The sequence below is a fragment of the Kitasatospora cystarginea genome, assembly GCF_039533515.1.
Taxonomy (GTDB): Bacteria; Actinomycetota; Actinomycetes; order Streptomycetales; family Streptomycetaceae; genus Kitasatospora; species Kitasatospora cystarginea.
Genome location: NZ_BAAATR010000028.1, coordinates 49,899 through 70,012, shown reverse-complemented (window position 1 = coordinate 70,012; position 20,114 = coordinate 49,899). Strand labels below are relative to the sequence as shown.

Annotated in this window: 15 protein-coding genes; 11 read left to right on the top strand and 4 right to left on the bottom strand. The window is 72.1% G+C overall.

The window, feature by feature from the left end:
* Positions 1 to 210: 210 nt before the first annotated feature.
* On the top strand, positions 211 to 1,122 hold the full coding sequence (locus ABD369_RS26775) for an ABC transporter substrate-binding protein (protein ID WP_344639112.1): 912 nt from the start codon (positions 211 to 213) through the stop codon (positions 1,120 to 1,122).
* A gap of 209 nt (positions 1,123 to 1,331) precedes the next feature.
* On the opposite strand, the gene ABD369_RS26770 is transcribed toward ABD369_RS26775, so the two are convergent.
* Entirely contained in the window at positions 1,332 to 2,216 is an 885-nt protein-coding gene (locus ABD369_RS26770) for a cyclase family protein (RefSeq protein WP_344639111.1), read from the bottom strand.
* A gap of 240 nt (positions 2,217 to 2,456) precedes the next feature.
* Between ABD369_RS26770 and ABD369_RS26765 the strand changes: the two genes are divergently transcribed.
* The 6 genes from ABD369_RS26765 (at position 2,457) to ABD369_RS26740 (ending at position 10,796) form a co-directional block, all read left to right on the top strand.
* Positions 2,457 to 5,348 carry a SpoIIE family protein phosphatase gene (locus ABD369_RS26765; protein WP_344639110.1) on the top strand — a complete coding sequence of 964 codons (2,892 nt, stop codon included), beginning with the start codon at positions 2,457 to 2,459 and terminating at the stop codon, positions 5,346 to 5,348.
* 139 nt (positions 5,349 to 5,487) lie between these two features.
* Complete coding sequence (locus ABD369_RS26760; protein WP_344639109.1) at positions 5,488 to 7,023, top strand: sugar ABC transporter ATP-binding protein; 1,536 nt, start codon at positions 5,488 to 5,490, stop codon at positions 7,021 to 7,023.
* Positions 7,024 to 7,036: 13 nt separating this feature from the next.
* Entirely contained in the window at positions 7,037 to 8,077 is a 1,041-nt protein-coding gene (locus ABD369_RS26755; protein ID WP_344639108.1) for an ABC transporter permease, read from the top strand.
* A complete protein-coding gene (locus ABD369_RS26750) occupies positions 8,074 to 9,243 on the top strand; it encodes a substrate-binding domain-containing protein (RefSeq protein WP_344639107.1) in 1,170 nt (389 codons plus the stop codon). The genes ABD369_RS26755 and ABD369_RS26750 overlap by 4 nt, the downstream gene beginning before the upstream one ends.
* 75 nt (positions 9,244 to 9,318) lie before the next feature.
* Positions 9,319 to 9,912 (top strand): isochorismatase family protein, encoded by a 594-nt coding sequence (locus tag ABD369_RS26745; RefSeq protein ID WP_344639106.1) that lies wholly within the window; start codon positions 9,319 to 9,321, stop codon positions 9,910 to 9,912.
* A gap of 194 nt (positions 9,913 to 10,106) precedes the next feature.
* Positions 10,107 to 10,796, top strand: coding sequence for a TNT domain-containing protein (locus ABD369_RS26740; RefSeq protein WP_344639105.1), 690 nt, complete (start codon positions 10,107 to 10,109; stop codon positions 10,794 to 10,796).
* Between the two features lie 99 nt (positions 10,797 to 10,895).
* Here ABD369_RS26740 and ABD369_RS26735 read toward each other — a convergent pair whose 3' ends face one another.
* On the bottom strand, positions 10,896 to 12,518 hold the full coding sequence (locus ABD369_RS26735; protein WP_344639104.1) for a purple acid phosphatase family protein: 1,623 nt from the start codon (positions 12,516 to 12,518) through the stop codon (positions 10,896 to 10,898).
* Positions 12,519 to 13,039: 521 nt separating this feature from the next.
* Here ABD369_RS26735 and ABD369_RS26730 point away from each other — a divergent pair.
* Genes ABD369_RS26730 through ABD369_RS26720 form a run of 3 tightly spaced genes read left to right on the top strand, consistent with a single transcriptional unit; the run spans position 13,040 to position 17,535 of the window.
* Positions 13,040 to 14,947 carry a PEP/pyruvate-binding domain-containing protein gene (locus ABD369_RS26730; protein ID WP_344639103.1) on the top strand — a complete coding sequence of 636 codons (1,908 nt, stop codon included), beginning with the start codon at positions 13,040 to 13,042 and terminating at the stop codon, positions 14,945 to 14,947.
* A gap of 36 nt (positions 14,948 to 14,983) precedes the next feature.
* A complete protein-coding gene (locus ABD369_RS26725; protein ID WP_344639102.1) occupies positions 14,984 to 16,339 on the top strand; it encodes an ATP-grasp domain-containing protein in 1,356 nt (451 codons plus the stop codon).
* 29 nt (positions 16,340 to 16,368) lie between these two features.
* On the top strand, positions 16,369 to 17,535 hold the full coding sequence (locus ABD369_RS26720; RefSeq protein WP_344639101.1) for a nucleotide disphospho-sugar-binding domain-containing protein: 1,167 nt from the start codon (positions 16,369 to 16,371) through the stop codon (positions 17,533 to 17,535).
* Positions 17,536 to 17,558: 23 nt separating this feature from the next.
* Here ABD369_RS26720 and ABD369_RS26715 read toward each other — a convergent pair whose 3' ends face one another.
* On the bottom strand, positions 17,559 to 18,497 hold the full coding sequence (locus ABD369_RS26715; protein WP_344639100.1) for a MerR family transcriptional regulator: 939 nt from the start codon (positions 18,495 to 18,497) through the stop codon (positions 17,559 to 17,561).
* 144 nt (positions 18,498 to 18,641) lie between these two features.
* A complete protein-coding gene (locus ABD369_RS26710) occupies positions 18,642 to 19,034 on the bottom strand; it encodes a hypothetical protein (protein WP_344639099.1) in 393 nt (130 codons plus the stop codon).
* A 254-nt stretch (positions 19,035 to 19,288) separates the two neighbouring features.
* Between ABD369_RS26710 and ABD369_RS26705 the strand changes: the two genes are divergently transcribed.
* Positions 19,289 to 20,053, top strand: a complete 765-nt coding sequence (locus tag ABD369_RS26705) for a histidine phosphatase family protein (protein WP_344639098.1) — start codon at positions 19,289 to 19,291, stop codon at positions 20,051 to 20,053.
* The last annotated feature ends 61 nt before the right edge of the window (positions 20,054 to 20,114 follow it).

Below are 20,114 nucleotides of genomic sequence, written 5' to 3'. Positions count from 1 at the left end.
GTCGCGACCTCCGCTGGACGAACGTGTGACCGGGCTCGTCTATAGTCTGACCGGCTCCGCCTCGGGACGCCGCCAGGTTCTGGCCTGGCCGTGCCGGCGCGGGGTGCCGTTTTCACCGGAGCGGGGCCGGTGGGGTGCGGTCGACGCGACCTGTGTCCACCATGTCCCGAACCTGCGGCACATGCGTCGACCACCCGGGAGTTTTCGAAGATGACCGCCTTCACCAACCGCTGCTGCGGTGCCATCGCCGCTGTCGTCACCGGCGCCCTCCTGCTGAGCGCCTGCAGCTCGGGCAGCGGCGGCAGTGGCAGTGCCTCACTGCACGACCAGCTGCCCGAGGCGATCCGGAAGGCCGGGGTGATCGAGGTGGGTGCGTCGCTCACCGCCGCCCCGGTGATCTTCAAGAGCCCGGACGGACAGCCGAGCGGCCTCGACCCCGATCTCGCAGGCGCCCTGGAGAAGGTGCTCGGCGTCAAGCTCGAGTTCCAGGACGTCGGCCCCTTCGCGAACGTGCTCCCCGGGCTGCTGAGCAAGAAGTACGACGTCGCGATGTCCGGCATCACCGACACCCGGGAGCGCGAGCAGGGCGTCGACAAGGACAACAAGCCGGTCAACGACGGCGTCGACTTCGTCGACTACTTCATGGCCGGCTTCGGGATGGTGGTCCACAAGGGGAACCCCAAGAAGATCACCAAGCTGGACGACCTGTGCGGCCGGACGCTGGTGGTGAAGAAGGGCACCATCCACGACGACTTCGCGCTCAGCCAGCAGGGTGCGTGCGCGCGCCTCGACAAGCCGCTGAAGCTCACGGAGACGGACTCCGACGAGAAGGCGCTGAGCGCCCTGACCAGCGACGACGCAGACGTGTACCTCACCGACTACCCGAAGGCGCAGTACAGCGCCCAGAGTGTCGACGGCGGGCAGAGCCTGGAGGTCGCCGGTGCCCAGTTCCAGCCCCGGCCCTACGGGATAGCCCTCCGCAAGAGCGACAGCAAGCTGCGGGACGTCCTGACGAAGGCGATGAACACGCTTGTCCGGAACGGCACCTACGACAGCGTCCTCGCCAAGCGCCAGCTCTCCGTCGGCGCGGTCCAGAACGCCGTGGTCAACGGCAGCAGCTGAGCGGACCGACGCGTCCCGGATCCCCGGGTGGCCCCGGCCGCGGCACCCACCGGCCTGGGCCGCCCGGGCTCCCACGGGGCACCGAGCGGGCGGAGCCGCCCGACGGATGCGTCAAATTCCCCGCCGCATGGCCTGACCCGCCGCCTCAACCGCCTTGGCACACAACTGGATTGACAGTTCCAGATGCTCCGGGTGAGAGCAGGGCCCGGTCAGAACAGGGCGAGCGGATTGACCGGTGAGCCGGTGCCGTGGGGGATGTTCAGGGGCGCGGCCAGGAAGAGGAACTCCCAGCGGCCGGTGCGGGCGCAGGTCTCGGCCAGCGCCTCCAGGTCCATGTTGTCGATCAGCGGCAGCCCCATGGCGGTGACGGCCAGCACATGGATCGGTGAGTGCACACCCGGCACGGGACTCGGACGCACGTCACTGTCGCCGTCGCCGCCCAGCGCCGAGGCCCGCGACTCGTGCAGGACGTGCATCGCACCGGGGTGGAGCCCCGCACTGAGGCCGTCCGCATCCCACGCTCCCAGGCTGCGCCGCCGGGCGAGATGGCCCGTGCGGAGCAGCAGGATGTCGCCGGGCAGCAGCGGGCTGCCCTGCCGCTCGGCGCAGGCGAGCAGCTCCGGGCCCTCGACCGCCTCGCCCGGCTCCAGCCAGGCCCGGCCGCGCAGCCGGGCCACGTCCAGCAGTACCCCTCGTCCCACCAGCCCCGGCAGCAGGTCGGTCACCGCGCCGTAGCAGGCGCCCCGGGATGAGACGACCTCGCGCGCCGGTACGCCCGCGAAGAGCAGCCCCCGGTACGCGATGTGGCAGAGCGCGTCCAGGTGCGTCTGCGACTTGCCGTGGAAGTCGGACGCGAGGAAGTCCTTGTGCACGGTCGGTTCCGGGGGAGTGACGTCCGCCAGCTCGGTCATCAGGTGCAGCGCGGGCCTGCGGTTGTCGGGCCCCGGCACGCTGTCCCACGGCCGGCCCATGGCGACGACCTCGCCGGTGCGTACCAGACCGGCCGCCACCACGCGCTGCGTCCGTCCGGGGAGGCCGGGGAGGCGGTCGCGGCGCAGCCGCTCGAAGAGCGCGTCGAACTCGTCACGGGTCATCGCGACACCGCCTGCGGGAGGCGTGCGATCCCCGGCCGGCGGCCTCGGTGGGACGGCAGAACCGTTCATGGCGCTCCTCCGTCCCGTCTCCCCCGTACAGCCGATGATGCGGTGGCTGCCGGGCCGCTGCCACCGCGGCGTCCCGGCCCGGCCGGGCGCGGGGAATCCGCTGAGGAATCCGCTTCGTGGTCAAAGTCCTAATATTGCTTCGAAGGGGGCAGCTCCCGGAGTGTGAGTGCCGTGGCGATCGTGACAGGTGCCGGCGAGGCGGGCATAGGCCCCGCACGGGTCCGTGAGCGCTTCCTGCACGACGGGACGGTCGAGGGCCACGTGCGGAGCCTCATCCTCGACTCGTGGCAGCGCTCCCAGCTGCTGGGGCTCTCACCGGACCGGATCGAGCTGCCGTACCGGCCGGACTTCGAACCGGACGGCCGGCTCGTCCGTGCGGCCGTACCGGTGCTGGACCGGCTGGCGGCCAGGTTCGCGGGCAGCCGGATGAACGTGGCCCTCACCGACGAGACCGGTACGGTGCTGCAGCGCCGCTTCGGTGAGATCTCCATGGCCAAGACCCTGCCCGAGTTCCAGAGCCTTCCCGGCTTCGTGTTCGCCGAGCAGTACGGGGGGACCAACGGCATCGGTCTCGCCCTCGCCGAACGGCGACTCATCCACGTCTACGGTGCCGAACACTTCGCCGAGCGATCGCAGGTCAACGGCTGTTCGGCGATCCCCGTCCGCAACCCGCTCAGCGGACGCATCGAGGGGGTCCTCTGCCTCGGCTTCCCCCGCAGCTACGCCGACCCGGCGCTGGACACCGTGGTCCGAAAGGCGGCCGCCGTGATCGAACAGAGGCTCCTGACGCAGAGCTCGGCGCGGGAGCGCGCGCTGCTGCGGGCCTACCTCGACTCCGGCCGCCCGGTGCAAGCGGGTGAGACGGCCGGGGACGGGCGGCGTCTGCTCGGGGTGGACGAGCTGGCCCAGAGCGGACTGGACCGCAACGACCAGGTGCTCCTCGCGGAGCAGGCCACCGAGCTCATCTCCCGGGCCCAGCGGGCCGCCGTCGAGGTGACCCTGTCCCGCGGCCGGCGGGTCACCCTGATGAGCCACCCGGTGACCAGCAGCTCCGGGGTGGAGGGCGTCGTCATCGAGGTGGTCCTGCACAGCGGCTCGATCCGGCCGCAGCTCACCGTTCCGGGCCGCCTCGGCGACCAGCTCAGCCTCCCGATGACCATCGCCCCGCCCGCCCGCCCCGCCCCGCCGCCCGGCCCCGCCGAAGCCGCCCCGTCGTGCCCCATCGACGCCCGCCCGTCCGGCGGCACTTCGGACACCCGCGCCACCGGCGGTGCCACCGGGCGCCGCGTCTCCGCCGGACTGCTGCTCGTGGGCGAGCCCGGCGTCGGCAAGTACGCCGTCGCGGCCCGCCGCCGCCTGGAGCTGCTCTCCGAGGCCAGCACCCGGATCGGCACCACCCTGGACGTCACCCGCACCGCCTGGGAGCTCGCCGAGATGGCGGTCCCGCGGCTGGCCGACTACGTCACCATCGACCTGCCCGAGGCCGTCCTGCGCGGCGAGGAGTCCGCCGATCCGCGCAGCGACCTGCACCGCACCGTGGTCCACGGCGTCACCGATGACTGCCCCTTCTACCCGGTCGGCACACGGGTCGACCTGCGTCCCACCACACCGCACGTCCGCTGCCTGACCAGCGGCCAGGCGGTGCTGGAACCCGATCTGAGCACGGCCGCCGGCTGGCAGGCCCAGACCCCCAAGGGCGCCGAGTGCATCCTCGCCCTGGGCGTCCACTCCCTGATCACCGTCCCGCTGCTCGCCCGCGGCGTCGTCCTGGGCATCGCCAGCTTCTACCGTGCGCGGGACCTCGCCCCCTACGGCGACGACGACCGCTCGCTGGCCCAGGAGCTCGCCACCCGCGCCGCCATCTGCATCGACAACGCCCGCCGGTACACCCGCGAGCACAGCATGGTGCTGGCCCTGCAACGCAGCCTGCTCCCGCGCGGCCTGCCCGAGCAGAGCGCCGTCGAGGTCGCCCACCGCTACCTGCCCGCCGAGTCCGGTGTCGGCGGCGACTGGTTCGACGTCATCCCGCTCTCCGGCGCCCGGGTCGCCCTGGTCGTCGGCGACGTGGTCGGACACGGCCTGCACGCCGCGGCCACCATGGGTCGGCTGCGCACCGCCGTGCACAACTTCTCCGAGCTGGACCTCGCCCCCGACGAACTCCTCACCCACCTGGACAACCTCGTCGGCCGCCTCGACCGTGAGGAGGACGACGCGGAACCCGCCGCCGACCGCACCGGCATCATCGGCGCCACCTGCCTGTACGTCGTCTACGACCCGACCAACCAGCGCTGCACCCTGGCCCGCGCCGGCCACCCCCCGCCCGCGGTGGTCCGGCCCGACGGCACGGTGACGCTCCCCGAGCTGCCCGCCGGGCCACCGCTGGGCCTCGGTGGCCTGCCCTTCGAGACCGCCGAGTTCCACCTCCCCGAGGGCAGCCGACTGGTGCTCTACTCCGACGGGCTCATCGAGGACCGCCGGTGCGACGTCGACACCGTGCTCGACCGGCTGCGCGGCGCGCTGGCCCGCCCGGACAGCTCTCCGGAGGAAACCTGCCGCGCGATCGTGGACACCGTGGTCCCCCAACGGCTCGTCGACGACGTCACACTGCTCGTCGCCCGCACCCGGGCGCTGCCCTGCGACCGGATCGCCACCTGGGACGTGCCCGCCGATCCCGCCCGGGTCGCCGACATCCGCGCCGCCGTCACCCGCAGGCTGGGAGACTGGGGCCTGGACGAGGTCGCCTTCGTCACCGAACTGCTGCTCAGCGAGCTGGTCACCAATGCCATCCGCTACGGCAGCGAGCCCATCCAGGTACGACTGATCCACGACCGCACGCTGATCTTCGAGGTCTCCGACGCCAGCAGCACCGCGCCGCACCTGCGCCACGCCGCCACCACCGACGAAGGCGGCCGCGGCCTGTTCCTGGTCGCCCAGCTCGCCCAGGCCTGGGGCACCCGCTACACCGACCGGGGCAAGGTCATCTGGGCCGAGTGCGCCGTGGAGCCATCCGGAGACCTTCCGGACCTGTCCGCGAGCTACCTGGCTGACATACCCGCCATCTAGCGACGCGGCTCGGCGAAACCGTGTGTCGGCGGTGCGGCGGCCGGGCCTCAGCTGGTAGGAACGGTGCACCGCGAGAGAGACGGCGCGATCCGGTGGGGCAGCGGCAACGGCCCTTGGCGGCCGAGCCCTGGAGAGGTCCATGCATGACGCTCCCGACACCACGGTGGGCGACGCCTCGGCGGGCCCGCTCGTCCGCATCCGCGGTCTCGGCAAGCGGTTCGGCGGCACCCGCGCACTGGCCGGAGTCGACCTCGACATCCACCGCGGCAGCGTCCTGGCCCTGCTCGGTCCGAACGGTGCCGGGAAGACCACCCTTATCAAGATCCTCGCCGGGGTCGAGCGCGCCGACGAGGGGGAGGTGACGGTGGCCGGCCACCCGATCGGGAGCGAGGCCGCCACCCGGAGCATGTCCTTCATCCACCAGGACCTCGGGCTGGTCGAGTGGATGACGGTCGCCGAGAACATCGCGCTGGGCACCGGCTACCCGCGCTGCCACGGCCTGGTCTCCTGGCGGCAGACCCGGGAGCGCTGCGCCGAGGCCCTCGGGACCGTCGCCGGACACCTGGACCCCGACGTGCGGATCGCCGACCTGGCCCCGGCCGAGCGCTCGCTGGTCGCCGTCGCCCGCGCCCTGGCGAGGCGGGCGGAGCTGATCGTCCTGGACGAGCCGACCGCCAGCCTCCCCGCCGCCGACAGCGCCCGGCTCTTCCACGTGCTGCACGTCCTGCGTGAGAGGGGGCACGGCATCGTCTACGTCACCCACCGCCTCGACGAGGTGTACCGGGTCGCCGACACCTTCGCCGTGCTGCGCGACGGCCGCCTGATCAGCTCCGGCCCGCTCGCCGGCCACAGCCCCCGGCGCCTGGTGCACGACATCGTGGGCCGCGAGCCGACCGGCTACCGCCGCGCCACGACCCCCAGCGGCCCGGTCGTGCTGAGCCTGCACGGCGTACGGACCGAGCACGCCGGACCGGTGAGCCTCGAACTCCACGCCGGCGAGATCCTCGCGATGGTGGGGCTCACCGGCGCCGGCCACCTCGACCTGGGCCGCGCCCTCGCCGGCGCCCGGCCGATCCGCGCCGGGTACGCCCTGCTCGACGGCAGGCCCTACGCCCCGCGCACGGTCGCCGCGGCCGCCGCCGCCGGCGTCGGCTTCGTCACCGGCAACCGCCAGGAGGAAGGATGCGCACCGGAACTGACGGTCCGTGAGAACCTGCTGGCCAACCCCGGGGTGGGCGAGCGGCCGGCGCCGCACTGGATCAGCCCCAGGCGCGAGCGCACCGAGGCCGCCACCCTGATCGAACGCTTCTCGGTACGCCCCAGGGACGGCGAGGCCCCGATCGCCACGCTGTCCGGCGGGAACCAGCAGAAGGTGATGCTCGGCCGCTGGCTCCGGGTGCGCCGCCGCCTGCTGGTCCTCGAGGAGCCGACCGCCAGCGTGGACGTGGGCGCCAAGGCCGAGCTCTACCGCCTGCTGGACCAGGCACTGGCCGCCGGCCTCGCGGTGCTGCTCAGCTCCACCGACTTCGAGGAGGTCACCACCGTGTGCCACCGCGCCCTGGTGTTCGTCCGCGGGAGGGTGACCCGCGAACTGACCGGCGCGGCCCTCACCGTCGCCGGGCTGACCCGCGCCGCCTCGGCCATGCCCGCCGTCAGCGGCGGCGACGTCGACTGAAGCACCAGGACCGATGACCGCAAACCGCTCCCGCCGGTGGCCGCGCGGCCACCACCTCATCGGCACCTACGGTCTGCCGGCCCTCGCCGCCCTGTTGTTCCTGGTCTTCTCCGTGGTGCTGCCGGACACCTTCCCCACCCTGGACAACATCTCCTCCATCCTCTCCAACCAGTCGATCCCGGCGCTCCTGGCGCTCGGCGCCACGATCCCGGTGGTCACCGGCAAGTTCGACCTCTCCATCGGCTACGGCCTCGGGCTCGCCCACGTCCTGACACTGCAGCTCATCGTCGGCGGCTGGCCCTGGCCCCTCGCCTGCCTGGCGGTGATCACCGGCGGGGCGGCCTTCGGCGTCCTCAACGGCCTGGTCGTCGAGTACGGCCGCATCGACTCCTTCATCGCCACGCTCGGCACCGGCAGCATCCTGTACGCCTTCACCGGCTGGATCACCGGCGGCGCCCGGATCGTGCCCGGCCCGGGCGGCCTGCCCGCAGGCTTCACCGACCTCTATGACTCCAAGTTCCTCGGCCTGCCGGTGTCCGCCTCCTACGTGGTCGTGCTCACCGCCGCGCTGTGGCTGTTGCTGGAACGGCTGCCGCTGGGCCGGTACATGTACGTCATCGGCTCCAACACCCGTGCCGCCGAACTCGTCGGCATCCCGATCCGTCGGTACGGCGTGTACGCCTTCGCCGGATCGGGACTGGTCGTCGGCTGCGCGGGCGTCCTGCTCGCCGCCCAGCAGCAGATCGGCAACCCGAGCGTCGGCATCGACTACCTGCTGCCCGCCTTCGTCGGCGCGCTGCTCGGCTCGACCGCGATCAGGCCCGGCCGGGCCAACGCGCTGGGAACCGTGGTCGCCGTCGCCGTCCTCGCCATCGGGCTCGCCGGGATCGGCCAACTGGGCGCCGACTTCTGGACCGTCCCGCTGTTCAACGGCGCGGCCCTGCTGGTCGCGGTCGGCCTGGCGGGCTACTCCGCACGCCGCCGGCTGCGCGCCGACGCCGCCGGGAACGGGCACGCCCCGGCGGACGCCGCCGCGCCCCGGGACGCCCGGTGAACCGTAGGGCCGTCAGGGGTGCCGCCCTGCTGGCTGCGGCCGGTCTGCTGGCCTGCTGCCAGCGCGGCGTGTCGACCGGCACCGGCTCCGCCACCGCGGGGCCGACGAGAGCCGGCTGCCCGGCCGTCCTCGACCGGGCCAAGTCCGACGTCCAGCAGGCGGAGCGGATCGACCTCGCCTGGAGGGGCCCCACCAGCGGTCCTGCGGCGGTACCCGGCAAGACGATCGTCTTCGTGGCCCAGACCATGACCAACCCGGGCGTCGCCGGCGTGGCAAGGGGCGTGGCCGAGGCCGCGGCGGTCATCGGATGGAGTGTCCGGGTGATCGACGGGCAGGGCACGCCGGTCGGCATCCAGGCGGCGTTCAGCCAGGCGATCGACCTCAGACCCTCGGGCATCGTCATCGGCGGTTTCGATCCCGCCCTGACCGCGCAGCAGTTGGCACAGGCCGAAGCGGCGCACCTCCCGCTGGTCGGCTGGCACGCGGAGGCCACCCCCGGCCCGAGCCAGAACCCCAAACTCTTCAGCAACGTCACCACCAGCGTCACGGAGGTCGCCCGGATCACCGCGGACTGGGTCATCGCGGAGTCCAACGGCAACGCCGGGGTGGTGGTCTTCACCGATGACTCGATCCCGTTCGCCAGGAACAAGTCCGACCTGATCAAGAGCGGTCTCGCCGACTGTCCCAACGTCAGGCTGCTGGCCTCCGCGAACATTCCGATCGCCGACGCCAGCGGCCGTACGCCCCAGGAGGTCTCCTCGCTGCTCGCCCGCTTCCAGGGCCAGTGGACCTTCTCCGCCGCGATCAACGACCTCTACTTCGCCGATGCCGCACCCGCCCTGCGCGCGGCCGGCAAGCCGGGTGACGGCGCCCCGTTCAACATCGGCGCGGGCGACGGCGACCCCTCGGCCTTCCAGCGCATCCGGAGCAGGCAGTTCCAGGCCGCCACCGTCCCCGAGCCGCTCACCGAACAGGGCTGGCAGGTCGTCGACGAGTTCAACCGCGCCTTCGCCGGCGACCCAGCCAGCGGATACGTCGCACCGGTCCACGTCGCCACCGCCGCCAACAGCACCGGGGTCACCGCCTGGGACCCGCCGGGCTACCGCGAGGCCTACCGCAGGATCTGGGAACGGCCGGAAGTGGGCGGGGTGCGGTCGGGTGAATGACCGGGCCGGGACGCACTCCGCGGCGGCGGGGCGGGCACGGATGGGGCCCGAGTCCCAGCGAGGAAGGGTTGCAGCGTGCACCGTGCACTGATCGTCGTCGATGTGCAGAAGGACTTCTGCGAGGGTGGCAGCGTACCCGTCAAGGGCGGCGCGGAGCGGGCCGGCGCCATCGCCGGCCTGGTCCAGAACTCCACCGCGAGTGACTACGCGCACGTGGTCGCCACCCGGGACCACCACATCGATCCGGGCCGCCACTTCTCCGACCACCCCGACTACCGCGACTCCTTCCCGGTGCACTGCGTGGCCGGCAGCGAGGGAAGCGCCTTCCACCCCGACTTCGCGCCCGCCGTGGACTCCGGGGCCGTCGACGAAGTCTTCTACAAGGGGGCGCACTCCGCCTCGAAGAGCGGCTTCGAGGGCTCGGCCGAGGACGGTACACCGCTGGCCGACTGGCTCCGAGCGCGGAACGTCAGCGACGTCGACGTCGTGGGCATCGCCACCGACCACTGTGTGAGGGCCACCGCGCTGGACGGTGTCCGCGCGGGCTTCGCCGTCCGCGTCCTGCTGGACTACACCGCCGGTGTCGCCGCCGACAGCACCGACAGCGCCATCGGGGAGATGCGCCGGGCGGGCGTCGCACTGACCGGCGAACCCGTCGTCCTCGACTGAGCTCCCTCTGCTCGACCGGGTGCGTTCCGGGGGAGCCCGCAGCGCGCGGGGCACGGTGCACTCGGCGCGCCCTGTTGACTCACCGTCACCGCGGACGGTTACGTATGCGCGCGGCTACACACCGTGGCCGAATCGTCGACGGTGTGTCAGGTCCGCATGTGATCGGGGCGCACCGGCCCGTTCGAGGGAGCAGTGTGAAGGTTCCTCGCATCCTTACGACCCTGGCCGCCGCCGCGGTCCTGTTCGCCGGTTCACTGCCGGCCGCCGCCGAGGCGCAGACGTTCCGCGCCGATCACGGCGGGGGGCATGGCCCCGGCCAAGCCGCATTCGACAAGTCGCTGACCGAGTGCTCGACCGAGCTCCTCGACGGGGACCCGCGGCTCGGCCCGCTGCGCCTGCCCGTCCTCGGCCTGGTGGGCAAGGAGGTCACCGGCTACCGTCCCACCGATGACCTGGGCTCCGAGCGGTTCCTGGACCTCTACTGGCGCGACGGCGGCTTCATCTTCCCGAAGCAGGACGGATACGTCCTCAATCCGGACGGCACGCCGCAGAAGAGCGAGGTGACCCTGCAGGAGGACCAGGACATCGACCGCTTCGGCAGTGAGCGCGGCCAATTCCTCGCCCCCGAGGGGACGCCGTACGCGCAGCGGGCCATTCCGCCGCAGAACCTGGTCGGCGACCCGGCGGCCGGCTGCAACTACCACGACTACCGGGTGCTCAAGCCGTTCAAGGTCTTCACCGGACCCGTCGCGCCCTGGTTCGCCCAGCCGGGACTCGGCACCCAGTACCAGCTGGACTCGAGCCTCGTCCCCGGGGCCCCGCCCGGACGGGACTTCAACGTGGGCTGGCTGGTCGCCAATCACTTCCTGGAGCGCATCATCTGACGGTCGCTCGAAAGAGCGCGAGCGCAACGGCCCGGCCCGGACCGCCGGTCCGGGTCGTCGGGCTCGGTCCCCCGCGGCACCCCGGGTCGCCGTCGGGATTCAGGCGCGGGCGTCGGAGCGCGGCCGTTCCAGGGTGAAGGCGTCCACCGGGGTCAGGTCGCCGTGCGGGCCGTCGAAGGTGTAGTAGGTGACCCGCATCCGGGTGCGGCCGCTCCGGCGGTCGCCGGGGTCGACGTCGAACGCGGCGAAGCCGTGGGTGTGCCGGCGGTCCTGGACCGAGGCCCAGGGGGCGTCCTCGGTGACCCAGACCGGATCCCGGTGGCCCGCCAGGTAGTTGCCCACCTGGTCGCCGAGCGAGACGATGACCCGGCCGTACGGCTTGTCGAAGAGGTCGTTCTGGGAGGTGGCGAAGTTGCCGCCGGCACCGATGACCATGTGGACGGTGCCTCGGCCGGTGTCGATCACGTCGGTCCGGGTCGACACCGGGATCGGGGTCCGCGTCTCGTTGGGGAGGGCGCCGCGCACGGGGTGCGAGCGCTCGTAGTGGTGTTCGTGGCCGCTGACGACGAGGTCGACGCCGTAGCGGTCGAAGAGCGGGCCCCAGGAGCTGCGCACGCCCAGGTCGCTCCCGCTGCCGGACTTGGTGCTCGAGATCATCGGCTGGTGCATGCAGACCACGATCCAGTCGATCGACCGGTCCGCCCGCGTTGACCCCAACTCGGCTTCGAGCCAGTCCCGTTGGGCTCCGCCGGAGTAGCCGTGCACATAGCTGTCACCGGCGTCCTGGATGGCGACGTCGTCGTTGGCGAGCGAGATGAAGCGGACCGCGCCGACCGTGAAGGCGTACCACATGCCCCGGGTCTCCTGGTCGAAGGAGGCGGCGGAGTGGGGGAGTTCGAAGTAGGTCTGGTAGCCCGAGGCGCCGATCGGGCCGTTGCCCTGCTCGTTCTCGTGGTTGCCGGCGCAGGGCATCCAGGGGCGCAGCCGGGCGGAGCGGCTGTTGCTGATGAACCAGTCGGCCCAGGTCGCGGTGCGGCTCTGGCCGAAGCGGGGGCTGGCGGCCGCGTAGCAGAGGTCGCCGTTGACCAGGTTGAAGAGCGGGCCGACCCGTTCCACCGCCGCCACGATGTCCGCGGAGGCGGCCGAGCCCACCTGGCTGCTGGTGTAGAGGGGATAGCCCCCGGTGGGCGAGGGGACGCCGGGTGGGAGGTCGACCGTCCTGCGGAGGTTGGCGGTGGCCTGGTCGCCGAAGCTGGTGAAGGTGAAGGCGGCGCGGCCGCGCGGGGCGGTGGTGAACGATCCGGTCTCCGGAGCGGTGCCGTCGTGCCCGGCGGTGTACAGGTAGGTGGTCGCCGGGCGGAGCCCGGTGAGGCGGGCGTGGTGGACGTACACCTCTTCCCTGGTGGCGGCGTCGCGGTACGTCCTGGTCTCGGCGGCGACGGTCCGGCCGAAGCCGCCGTCGGGCGAGCCGAGCCGGACCTGCGGCTGGCGGACCGACTGCGGGGTGATCCAGGAGACGGTCATCTGGGTGGCGGGGTCGGTGCCGAACTGCAGGTGGAGTCCGTTCACGCTCGGCGCCCCGAGCCGGTGCGGGCGGGATTGGAGTAACGGGCCCGGCGGGGCGGCCGGTTCGGCGGCGGAGGCCTCCGTGGACCCGCCCACCACCAGGGCGGCGCCCGCCGCCGACGAGCCCTTGAGCACCGATCTGCGTGCGATCGCCATGGACGACCCCTCCCCGACGGGATGTTGGTGGCGAGCACAGTACCGGCAGGAGCACGCTCGGAGTAGATCTGTGACGACCTTTGTGGCACTGGACATGACATGCAGCTGGATGACGGCCGTGGGGTGCACCGGGCTCCGGGCTGGAGATCGTGCAGGAATCAACATTCCGGAAATCTTCGATTGTCCGGCCGGCCGAGTGCCTACTTGTTGTGACCTTTGCCACAGCTTGACCCGCCGGTGCAGTTTCATTGGGCGGGATCTTTATGGCCGAATCAATCCATAGTGACCGGATGTCATGTGACCATTCGTCAGAAGTCCAGATGTGATGGCAATATGTGTGTAGCCGTACCACCCTTCTGACCTGGTGCACACTGATCGTGTACACGATGACGAATGGCTGAACTGTGCGCATTCCCCGTTCGGATCGCAACGAAGCGACCACGCGGCCTCGCCTCCCAGGCAAAAAGCTCACCATCCAGGAGTTTTCCCAGCTCGCCGGCAACGTCGGGGGCTATCCCTATGTGAAAATCGTGCTCGACCGCGCCGAGTCGGTGCTCCACTTCATCGACAGTGCGGACGGCACCCTCCACGTCCGCTACATCGCGTGCGAGATACTCGGCATGTCGATCGACGAGTTGGCCGGCAGGCTCGATTCGTTCAACGACGACGTCTACCGGAATCCCGACCGCCGCTTCTATCTCGGTACCCTCGCCCTGCACACCCGGCAGGGCCCGGAGAGCGGCCAGGCGGCGGACGCCTTCCTGTCGTTGGAGACCGTCGACGTCGACACCATGTCCCAGGACATGCTGCGGCTCTTCTACCACCGGGTGCGCGACCACGTCGACCCGTCGCTGCCGCTGGTCCTCAAGCCGGCCAACCACCGGCAGGAGGGCTACGTCGCTCGGATCCCGGAGACCGAGATACCGCGCGTCCTGTCCCACGAGCTCTACTCCACGGCCTCCTTCGTGCCGCTGAACCCCGGGACGGCCCACGGGCGGCTGCGGGTGTTCCGCTCCGAGGAGGAGTACCGGGCCGACCCCGAGCCGCTGGAGTGGCACGACATCGTGGTGATGCCCAAGGTTCCCGAGGACATCCCCCGGGTGTCCGGCATCATCCACACCGAGCACACCACCCCGCTCTCCCACATCAACGTGATGGCCGCCGGGTGGCGGATCCCCAACGCCGTCGGCATCGGAGCCGTCGACCGGATCGACCGCGCCGTGCTGGCCGGCCGATGGGTCCACTACCGGGTCGACGCCGACGGCGCCGACCTCCTCCTCGAAGCCGCGCAGCCGCGCCGCGACGGCGTTCGGCCGACGCCGCCGACCGAACGCATCACCGTGGACCGGCCCGACCTCGCGCCCACCCCGATCACCCCGCTGTCCGAACTGCGCGCGGGTGACCGCGTCCGGTTCGGCACCAAGGCGGCCAACCTCGGTGAGCTCACCCATCTGCTGCAGCACGGCTCACCGCGCTGGCTCGGGTTCTACCGCGTCCCCCGGCCGCCCCGGGACAACCTGCTGCGCTACCTGGCCCGGCAGCTCGGCGTCCCGGAGACCGCGGGCGACGCCGAGCTGACCGCGGCCACACAGCGCTTGGTGAAGGAGCACGCCCAGGTGCCGCGCGGGATCGTGCTGCCGTTCTCGCTCCAGCAGCGCTTCCTCGACTCCTCGGCGGAGCTCCAGGTCGCCGTCGACCGGATCAACTCCGCACTTGCGAAGGGGGCTTCGCGGATCGAGGAACTCTGCCTCGAAGCGCAGCGGCTGATCCGCACCACCCCGCTGCCCGACCCGATCCGGACCGAGATCGACCGGGCGATCGACCGGCACCTGTACGGCGTGACCGTCCAGGTCGTCCGTAGCTCGTCCAACGCCGAGGACCTGCCCGGCTTCTCCGCCGCCGGACTCTACGAGTCGGTGGCAGACCGCACCGGCACGGACGCGGTCCTCGACGCGGTGCGGGAGGTCTGGGCCTCGCTGCTCTCGCCACGCGCCGTGCTGCTGCGGCACCAGGCGGGCATCCACCTGGACCACTGCCGCATGGGCGTGATCGTCCAGGAGCAGGTCGGTGCCACCACCGGCGGCGTCCTGGTCACCTGCAACCCACTGAGCCCGCAGGACTTCCGCAACGTCTACCTCAACATCTCGCCGCACTCGGTGACCGAGGTGGTCTCCGGTCAGGGCGCGCCGCTCCAGTACCTGTGCAACACCATGGAGGGCGGCAGCCGCACGGTCTCGCTGGGCTCCGCCACCGCCGACCTGGACGCCGCGACCAAGGATCTCCTGTGCCGACTGGCCCTGATCAGCCGGCTGCTGCAGTCGCACTTCTCGCCCGACGAGAGCTACGCCGCCCCGGTCGACATCGAGTGGGCGATCGAGGACGACCGGGTCAGCCTGCTGCAGCTGCGCCCCTTCCGCACCGGCGGATGACCCGGGCCGAGTGAACTTCCGTCAGGAGGAAGTACGTTGAACAGGATTCTGTACGTCTACGTCAAGGGCGGAGCACCGCTTGAGTACGCCTTCCCTCGCATCGCCGCCTGCGGGGAGCTGCACGTACTCGCGCTGGCGCCGCTGCCCACGACCGCGGAGGAGGTGTGGCGGCCCAGCTGTACCAGCATCGAGCTGCTGTCCGAGGCGCCGCGCGGCGACGAACTGGTCGAGCTGATCGTCGAGTACGCGAAGGCGATCGGAGCCGACGCGGTGCTGACGCTCTCGGAGTTCGCGGTGCTGGCCGTCGCGCACGCCGCGAGCCGCCTCGGCCTGGCCGGTGCCGGCGAGGGGATCATCCGTGCCAGGGACAAGCGGCTGATGCGGGAGGCGTGGGCCGCCGCCGGGGTGCCGATACCCCGGTTCCGCCGGGTCGACGGCCTCGCGGACCTGGACGCCGCGCTGGCCGAGCTCACACCGCCGCTGCTGCTCAAGCCGGCCTGGGGCGCCGGGTCGGTCGCCCAGATCGTGCTGGCCTCGGCCGCGGACGCCGCCCCGGCGTGGACCGAGATCGAGCGTGGACTCCAGGCCGGCAGCCGGGTCGGCATGAACGAGCTCTACGCCGCGGACACCGACCGGGACCGGCTGGTCGAGGAGATCGCCGAGGGCTCCACCGAGGGCTGGTACCGGGAGCCCGGCTACGGCGACTACGTGAGCGTGGAGGGAATCGTCGCGGACGGCGTCTACCGGCCGCTGGCCATCACCGCCAAACTGCCGACCGTGCCGTCCTTCGTCGAGGTGGCCAGCACCTCGCCCTCCGTCATGCCGGTGCCGCTGCAGCGCCGGATCGAGGAGGTCTCGCGGCAGGCCGTCGACGCGCTCGGGCTGGAGAACTGCGGTACCCACACCGAGCTCAAGCTGATGAAGAACGGCGAGCTGGTGGTCATCGAGACCGCGGCCCGGTTCGGCGGCCTGCTGACGACCAGGCAGGTCCACGAGGTGTTCGGGCTCGACCCGATCGGCATGCTGGTCCGGCAGCTGCTGGGCGAGCGGGTCGAGTTCCCCGGGGCCATGCTGACCGACGGGGTCCGGGCCGCCGCGTCGGTGGCCGTCGTCCCCGCCGACGCGGCCGGAGTGCCCTGGCGGACCAGGCCGGTCTGGAACCCGCAGGCGGTGGACTGGCAGAGCCTGCTCTCACCGGGCAGCACCATCGAGGCCGTACCCGCCCTCGCCATGCCGGCGGGACAGCGGGTACCCGCGTTCGACCCCTCCGCGGGGTCGCGCAACTGGCTCGGGGTCTACCTGCTGAGCGCGGTCGACGCCGCCACCCTGCACCGCGACTGCAACGCCGTGCTGAACGGTCTGGAAGCTGCCCTGCAGCGGGCCGCCGGCTGATCCCGCCCGTCGATTACCGAGGTTCTTTCATGCGTGTACTGTTCGCCGGCGCACCCGGCGTCGGCCATCTCTTCCCGCTGGTCCCGTTGGCCAGAGCGATGCGCGAGCTGGGCCACGAGGTCGCGGTGGCCTCGATGGACGGCGGCGAGCCGGTCGCCGCGTCCGGGCTGCCGTACCTGCCCCTCGCTCGGGGGGTGGACTGGCGCAAGGAGATCCGGGAGGCCGGCCGCACCCGGCGGCCCGACCTGATGCGGCAGGTGGTCGAGACCAATGCGGCCGACCGCGAGGCGTTCGTCCCGCTGGCCGCCCACGTCAACAGCGCGGTGGCCGACGCCACCGTCGAACTCGCCGCGCGGTGGCGCCCGGACCTGGTGGTGTACGAGTACCTGTTCCCGGTGGCCCTGCTCGCGGCGACCAGCCTGGGCGTGCCCGCGGTCCAGCACGACCTGGGGTTCGTCCGCACGCCCAGGCTACGCGCTTTGATGCTCGCGGAGATGGCGGAGACCTTCGCCCGGCACGGAGTCGACCGGCTGCCCGAGCCGGTGGACACCATCGACCTGGCACCGCCGAGCATGGCCGGGGGAGAGCGGTACGGCTGCTCGATGCGGCCCGTCGCCTACAACGGGGAAGGGGTGCTGCCCGAGCGCCTGGCCGCGCCCGCCCACCGCCCGCGCGTGGCGGTGACACTGGGCACCGTACCGCCCAAGACCGACGGCCTGACCAGGATCGAGCGGGTGATCGCTGCGGCCGCCGAGGTCGACGCGGACTTCGTGCTGGCGACCGGCGAGCTCGACCTCAGCACACTCGGCACGCTGCCCGACAACGTCCGCTCGTACGGGTGGGTGCCGTGGCGGGCGCTGCTGGACACCTGCGCGGCCGCGATCCACCACGGCGGCAGCGGTACCGCGCTCGCCGCGCTGGACGCGGGCATCCCGCAGCTCGCGCTGCCCGACGGGTCCGACCGCTTCATCAACGCGGACGCGGTGCGCGAGCGGGGAGCCGGGCTGAGCGCCGGCGCCGAGGAGATCGGGCCGGCGCTGCTGGACCGGCTGCTCACCGACGACGCTCTGGCCCGGACCGCGCGCGAGGTCAGCTCCGAGATCTCGGCGATGCCGAGCCCGGCGGCGGTGGCGGCGCGGCTCTCCGGCACGGTCGGCAGCGCCGGTGTCGCCGCTGGCCTTGGTGCCGTCGGCTGAGGTCGGGCGTCGGCCGCTCGCGGTCACGGCAGTCGCGCGCGCAGGGCCCGGGTCGCCCAGTCGAACTCCGGCGCCGGGCTCTGCGGGGCGGGCCAGCCGTTGACCACCGCGAGCAGCCGCAGGTACTTCTCCCGGCGGGGGTCGTTCGCGTTCTCCAGCCACTCCAACAGCCGCGGGTGGGGCGCCGAGCCGTCGAGGCGGCCGAAGGCCCGCGTGTAGTGGGTCGTGAGTGCTTCGACGATCGGGTCGGCCCGGGGCGACTCCGGCGCGACTTCGGCGGCCAGGGCCGGGGCGACCAGATCCCGGACGGTCGCGGCGAGGTCCCGGCGCACGGGCACGCCGTCCGGCCGGGTGGCCTGCTCGGCCGCCAGGTCCTCGGCCGCGCGCCGCACACCGGCGCGGAACCGGGGATCTTGGGACAGCTCGGCCAACTCCACCCAGGCCTGCACCTGTTCCGCCTCGGCGTTGTCGGGCAGCTCCGCGGTCAACGAGCGGGTGACTGCCGCGAAGCGCGGGTCGTCGGCCAGCGCACCGAACGCGGCGTCGAGGAACTCGCCGACCAGACGCCGGCGTCCGCCCTCGGAGAGTCTGGCCAGCTTGTGCATGAGTTCCATCTCCTCGGGGTCGGACCCGCGCCGGGCCACCGTCATCAGCACCGCGCGCCGCAGGTGCAGGGCGCGGATCTGCACCGCCAGCGCCTCGGCATGCGCCGCGGCGACCTCGGGGAGCGAGAGCTCACGGTCCACGACCCTCCGAACCGTGGCGAGGTCCATCCCCAGGTCGCGCAGGGTCCGTACGAGGTCCAGGCGTTCGACGGCGTCGATGCCGTAGAGGCGGTAGCCGGCCGGGCTGCGGTCCGTCGGTGCCACCAGCCCGCGATCGGAGTAGAACCTGATGGTCTTGACCGTCAGCCCGGTCCGCCGGGCCAGGTCACCGATCGAGTAGAGCGTGTCGCCGTCCATGCCCCCACCTTCGCGTCTCCCCTTACGGGAGACTCAAACCCGTTCGCCGTACGGTGGCAGAGCATTCCGCACTCCGGTGGACTCCGGCCTGGCGGACCGGGTTTCGGCACCATACGGCAGATTGTCCGGTCGGGGTGCGGCCTGCTACGGCAGCTGGGACCGGATCCCGTCGGCGAGCAGTCGCGCCGTGGTGTTCGCCGCGCCGCCGACCAGGCGGGTGCGGGTGCGGGTGAGGGCGAAGGCGGGGCCGCGCTCGCGGTCGGCGAAGGCGATGCTGCCGCCGCTGCCGTGGTGGCCGAACGCCGCGAGCTCACCGGCCATTTCGGGCAGCCCGAGGAAGTAGCCGAGCCCCTTGGCGCACCTGCCGAGGAGCATCCGGTCCGTTCCGTTCACGGCCGCGTCCGCGCAGGCGTCGACGATCAGCTCGCCGTCCAGATGGGCCGCTACCTGGAGACCGCTTTCCGCGCCCGACTCCACGAGTCCTTCGAGGAGCGCGCCGACCCGCGCCTGCACACCCGCACCCGTCTTGCGACTCATCCGTGCATCATGGCACCGCGTCACCCGCCTGTCGTGAGAACGACACCGGCCCCGACCTTGACAGCCCGACCCCGGGTCGGAATGTACGTGCAGCGGGCTGATGTCGATTCACATCGCTCTGAACCGCAGCCCGCTGACGCCGATCGAAGCCGTCCGGCTCGACGCGGTGCGGCTCAGCAGGCGGACCCTTCGCTTCGGGGTACGAGTCGGGCGCTATCGTCCGTACGGACACTGGAGGCTGAGGAGAGGCCGGCATGACCGAGGTATCGACGGTGGCGACGTGGGGCGCCGGACGGTCGGAACGCACGACCGGTTCATTGGGACGGCGTGGGATGCTCGGCGGACTGGTCGCCGCCGTCCCGCTGCTGCTGGCGGGCTGCTCCTCGCACAGTGGCAAGGACGGAAAGGCCTCGTCCGGCGCGAGTTCGTCCGGCAAGGGCGCGTCAGGAATGGCATCGGCGGCGGCCGCGCCGTCCGGTGGCGATGACGGTGACGTGTTCGTGATGATCATCAGACACGGTGAGAAGCCCGACGGCAGCCAGCCCGGGATCGACGAGAACGGCCACCAGGACAGCCACTCCCTCACCGAGCGCGGCTGGGCCCGCGCCAAGGCCCTGCCGCAGCTCTTCGACCCGCCACAGGGCCAGCCGCTCAAGCCGGGCCTGGCCCGTCCGACCAGGATCTTCGCCGCGACCGACCAGGGTCCCAAGGCCGGGGCGCACCGGATGCGGCAGACCGTCACCCCGCTGGCCAAGGCACTCGGTCTGCAACTGGACCTCAGCTACGCCGAGTCCCAGGAAGCCGACCTGGCCAAGGCCGTCCTGGGCATCTCCTCGCCCGTCCTGATCTGTTGGGAGCACTCCCGGATCCCGCACATCGTCAAGGGACTCGGCGCCGAGCACTCCGGCGCTCCGGGGACCTGGCCGGACCGCTTCGACCTGGTCTGGGTGCTCACCCGCACCTCGGGCAAGTGGACGTTCCGCGAGATCCAGCAGCACCTCCTGGACGGGGACGCCTGAGGCCCGGCCGCGATGGCCCGTCGCCCGGGAGTCGGCGCCGAACCCGTGGGCGTGCCGACGG